The 4,948-nt window shown below is 35.4% G+C and carries 5 protein-coding genes; 4 read left to right on the forward strand and 1 reads right to left on the reverse strand.

The window, feature by feature from the left end; all coding sequences use genetic code 11:
• Positions 1–56: 56 nt before the first annotated feature.
• The 4 genes from P0N36_RS14495 (at position 57) to P0N36_RS14510 (ending at position 3,041) form a co-directional block, all read left to right on the forward strand.
• Positions 57–749, forward strand: coding sequence for a 5'-methylthioadenosine/adenosylhomocysteine nucleosidase (locus tag P0N36_RS14495; protein ID WP_442957195.1), 693 nt, complete (start codon positions 57–59; stop codon positions 747–749).
• Positions 749–937, forward strand: coding sequence for a hypothetical protein (locus P0N36_RS14500; protein ID WP_275843580.1), 189 nt, complete (start codon positions 749–751; stop codon positions 935–937). Before P0N36_RS14495 ends, P0N36_RS14500 begins: the two co-directional genes overlap by 1 nt.
• Before the next feature lie 109 nt (positions 938–1,046).
• Positions 1,047–2,282: a putative DNA modification/repair radical SAM protein gene (locus tag P0N36_RS14505; protein WP_330684040.1), complete on the forward strand. Its 1,236-nt coding sequence runs from the start codon at positions 1,047–1,049 to the stop codon at positions 2,280–2,282.
• Between the two features lie 9 nt (positions 2,283–2,291).
• Entirely contained in the window at positions 2,292–3,041 is a 750-nt protein-coding gene (locus tag P0N36_RS14510) for a TIGR03915 family putative DNA repair protein (RefSeq protein ID WP_275843582.1), read from the forward strand.
• A gap of 229 nt (positions 3,042–3,270) precedes the next feature.
• Here the strand turns inward: P0N36_RS14510 and P0N36_RS14515 are convergent, their stop codons facing one another.
• Positions 3,271–4,896, reverse strand: coding sequence for a response regulator transcription factor (locus P0N36_RS14515; RefSeq protein ID WP_275843583.1), 1,626 nt, complete (start codon positions 4,894–4,896; stop codon positions 3,271–3,273).
• Positions 4,897–4,948: the final 52 nt, after the last annotated feature.

The raw sequence follows: 4,948 nt of genomic DNA on the forward strand, positions 1-4,948 counted from the left end.
AATAAAACAGGGCGTATAAAGTTAAATCGTGAAATAAAGGAGGATTATTAATGGAAATTATCGGCATTATTGGAGCTATGGAAGAAGAAGTATTAACTCTAAAAGAAAAAATGGATTTAAAAGAAGTGCGTTCCATAGCATCTCTAGAATTCTACGTTGGTTCAATGAGTGGTGCATCGGTCGTTATTGTAAAAGGCGGTATTGGTAAAGTAAATTCCGCGGTTTGCACCCAGATTCTAATAGATTGTTTTCATGTGGATGCCATAATTAATACAGGTGTTGCAGGAGCTCTTAGTGACGCTCTAGAGATTGGTGATGTGGTCATATCAAGTGACACAATCCAGCATGATATGGATGCAACCGGTTTTGGATATGCTTTAGGAGAAGTCCCAAGAATGGGTTGTATTGCATACAAAGCAGATCAGCATTTGATTAAGATTGCAAAGAATGCGACGGATGTTTTAAGTTCTGCAACAAATGTATATGTTGAGCGGATCGTAAGTGGCGATCAGTTCATTTCAGATATCAAGAAAAAGATATGGTTATTGGATAAGTTTGACGCTTATTGTACGGAAATGGAAGGGGGAGCTGTGGCACAAGCCTCCTATTTGAACAAGATTCCTTTTGTCATCATTCGGTCTATTTCAGATAAGGCAGACGACTCTGCAGAAATGAACTTTAATGAATTTACACAACTTGCTGCTTCCAATTCTTGTAAGATTATAATAAAAATGCTGGAGTTGATTTGATGCCATCAAGAAAAGTCAGTATGCTAAAACGGATAAAAAAAACCATTAGATGTGTTAAGCGCTTAAAAGTTACAAAAAAGATTGTAAAAATCCTAATCAAGGTTATCAATATTGTATTATCTGGATATGAAGTATATCAGAAGTTTTTTGAAAAACAGATAAAACAAAGAAAGACATCTCAAATATGAGGTGTCTTTCTTTGTTTTATCTGTAACAAAAAGGGAACATATGTTTGCAAGCGGTAGATTTATTTGTTATAATGAACTTTAGGAAGACGATTCATAAGGTGGTGGCTTTGTGTTAGAAAACAATATTATGGAAAGACTGGGTATACTGGCTGAATCAGCAAAATTCGATGTCTCATGTTCATCAAGTGGTGTTGAGAAGAAGAATACAGGCTCTATAGGTAATGCTGCGGCTTGCGGCATATGCCATACGTGGTCAGCGGATGGGCGATGTGTTTCCCTTTTAAAAACCTTGATGAGCAATGATTGTGTTTATGACTGTGCCTATTGTATTAATCGTAGTAGTAATGATATCATAAGAACCAGTTTTACACCTGAAGAAGTAGCACATATTACGATGGCTTTCTATCGTAGAAACTATATTGAAGGGTTATTCTTGAGCTCAGCAATAGAAATCAATCCTAATCATACCATGGAAAAAATCCTTAAAGTTTTGACACTGCTTCGTACAGAACATAGATTTTCAGGCTACATACATGTTAAAGCGATTCCCGGAGCGGATCAGATGTTAATCTATCAAGCAGGTCTATTAGCGGATAGAATGAGCGTTAATATTGAATTGCCTAGTGAATCCAGTTTAAAGCTCCTAGCACCACAAAAACAGCCACAGAAGATTTTTCTTCCCATGGCACAGATTAAAGAAAGCATTACAAGATCAAAGGAAGAAAAACGTCGTTATTTGTCAGCACCTAGCTTTGTACCGGCAGGTCAATCCACTCAGATGATAGTCGGTGCAACCCAGGATACAGATAGAAGTATTCTACTGACATCAGAAAAATTATATAAGACTTTCAATATGAAGCGTGTTTATTATTCAGCTTATATGCCGGTCAATAAAGGCAAGAATTTACCGGATATTATGACAGCACCCCCATTAATTAGAGAACACAGGCTTTATCAAGCGGATTGGTTACTTAGATTCTATAGATTTTCTGCAGAGGAGATCTTAACAGAAAAAGAAAGTAATTTTGATTTGGACTATGATCCCAAATTCCATTGGGCACTCAATAACATACACTTATTCCCCATGGAGATTAACAAGGTGAGTTATTCGGAACTTCTAAGAATACCAGGTATAGGTCCAACTTCTGCAAGTAGGATTGTTAAGCAACGGCAGCTGATAAAAGTGGGTTTCGAAGATTTACAAAAAATGGGTGTGGTTGCAAAGCGGGCTAGATATTTTATTACGTGTAATGGCAAATTCTTTGGAATAAAAAGCTTTGATATATCATCCATTAAAAGCGCCATTAATCCTGTTCCTAAACACACCCAGCTTTCATTGTTTTGAGGTACAATTATGGTTTATTTATATGATGGGCAGTTCGATGGATTTCTGACCTGTATTTATCATCACTACTATGAGGAAAAAGTAGAAGGTATTTATGAAGAAAGAATCTATGAGCCAAAGCTTTTAGAAACAACAAGGTATATAAAGACGGATCCTAATCAATCGACTAAGGTCCACCAAGCCATGTTGGATCAGTTCTCTGAATATATGTATTTCAACATCTATCATACGTTCTTATCTAATGTTTATGATAAAGACACTATGCTACTAAATTGCCTGGAAATTGCATTTAAACATGGTTTGGCCACAGATAGAATGCGTTCTGTAGATGCCATTTATCAAGTCCTTAAGATTGGAAGACAAGTGGGTTTTGAGAAGCATAGATTTATGGGATTGCTTAGATTTTCAGATTTGGGGCATTATTTATATGCTCGATTTGAACCAGATCACAACATAATCAGTTTGCTAGGTGAGCACTTTTCAGATCGTTTTAAAGAAGAAAAGTTTATCATCCATGATGTTAAAAGAGCTTTAGCTATAGTGGGACAAAAAGGCCAATGGCTAATGACAGACTTTAATCATATTATTGAGGATGGTTTGATAGAAGAAGAGATTTTTTTTAGAAAATTGTGGCAAACTTATTTTGACAAGATTGCTATTGAAGATCGAATTAATCTTAAGTTACAACAGAAATTTGTTCCGAAGAAATACCGTAAGCATTTACTAGAATTTGGAACGAACATAAACAGCTCAAGATAGAGTATTTGAAAGATTTTGACAAAAAACAAGCACCTAGACTTTCGTCGGGTGCTTATAAAGGATGAGGGGGAGAGTATTTAATATGTAAGAGGTAACTAATTCTTACACTCTTATAATAACGGATTAATATGTATGTAGTATGTAAAAAATGTGAATCTTTTGTGAACTATAAAATTATTTTATCAATTATGTTTAAAAGGTCAAAACTATAAAACTGAACCAATAGCTTTTACGATTTAATATGGTGTACAATTCGATCTTTTCCATCATATCTATAGGTGGCAGGTGTCATATGAAAATGCTGTTTGAAAATGGCTACGAAGTATTCCGGATTGGTAAAACCAATTTTTTCTGATATGGAAGCGATGGACTCTGTTGTGTTTTTAAGTAATTCTTTTGATACGTTCAACCGTATGCTCATACAGAAATCATAGAAGGTTTGTTTTTCTTGATCCATAATAATCTGTTCTAGGTGATAAGGGGTAGTTTTTAGGAATTGAGCCGCCCGTCGTAGTGAGATTTTATTTGCATAATAGGTGTGGACATATCTATAAAGCGCATCTAGGAGCTTTCCGTCGGAGGTCAGTATGCCTTTTTTTTGATAGGCACATATCTTTGACAGTGCATCTTTTAAGTAGAGATGGGCTTGATTAAGATTATCAATGGTATTAATTTCACCCAGCCGAACATAGGATTTGAAAAAATCCTCTATTGAAAGACCATTTTCCATGGCAGTACGATTAATGTTGACGAGGAGGTCAATAATCATAATCTGATAATAGTGTTTTGGGAGTTGATTATCTACTTTGAGGGCTTCAAAAATAAGATCCAAATATTTCAAAGAAGCCTCAAGATGACCATTAACTGTTGCATAGATCATCAACTGCTCTTTATCTCGTGGATAAAAATAAGCGATATCGCCTTTTCCGGGAATATAATTAACATGGATAATAGAACCCTGACCTAGATAATAACTGTTCCTTAAAGCAGCTCGTGCTTGATGGTAGGAAACACTGATGAACATAGGTTGGTGATAGGTTTTGCCAAGCCCTATGGTCACTCTTATATTTTGCACAGAGGACAGAAGCTCTTGTAGATTATAAGCATGATTGAATAAATCATCTTCACCCATTTCGATTGTAAAAACAAAGGAGAGTTCATCATATCGATTAATGAAGACAAAGCCAAGTTGGTTATTCTCAACATAATTGGCGACTACGTTTAGAGCATTGAAGATTAGAAACTGTCTTTCTTCTTCATCCAGGGCAAGTTGATAGGTTCTATAATGGTCAATTTTGATAACACCCACAGTAAAGCTATTATTATAAGGAATACTGAAGTAATTCATCTGATTGTAAATGGTTAAGTCGTTATCCATATGTCCGTGGAGAAGGTTGATGAGAAATCTGTCTCTAAAAACATTTAGATGGCCTTCATAGGAAGCACGGACCATTTTTAAGGCGTCACTTTTTTGGATGGCCTCATCAACAATATGGCTCATATGAATGATACTTTTAACCACGTCATTACGACGAATGGGCTTAAAAAGAAAGTCCATCCTCCCTTGAGCCATAATATCCTTTGAACTGTTAAAACGGTTATAATCGGTAAATAGAATCATATGCATATTCGGATATTTCTCGCTGTTATCTATAAAAAGTTGAAGACCGGTTTTTTTGGGTAATAAATCATCGGAAATAATTATATGAACTTCAGTTTTCTCAAGTAGGCTCTCTGCTTGCTCAGCACTAGTAACTTCGCCAATAATCTCAAAATCTTGTTTGGATTCTTGAAGAAATAGCCTGATTTTTTCATGATTTGATTTTTGTTGATCAACAATCATTATATTATACATAAGCCCACCTCCTTGTATTCATTATATCGGCATTTTCAAACAATATCTATAA

It is taken from the genome of Petrocella sp. FN5 (assembly GCF_029210395.1).
GTDB lineage: Bacteria > Bacillota > Clostridia > Lachnospirales > Vallitaleaceae > Petrocella.

Excerpts from the sequence above, each read along its gene's own strand:
- P0N36_RS14500 (WP_275843580.1), top strand. The coding sequence starts at position 749 with ATGCCATCAAGAAAAGTCAGTATGCTAAAACGGATAAAAAAAACCATT.
- P0N36_RS14515 (WP_275843583.1), bottom strand. The coding sequence starts at position 4,896 with ATGTATAATATAATGATTGTTGATCAACAAAAATCAAATCATGAAAAA.
- P0N36_RS14510 (WP_275843582.1), top strand. The coding sequence starts at position 2,292 with ATGGTTTATTTATATGATGGGCAGTTCGATGGATTTCTGACCTGTATT.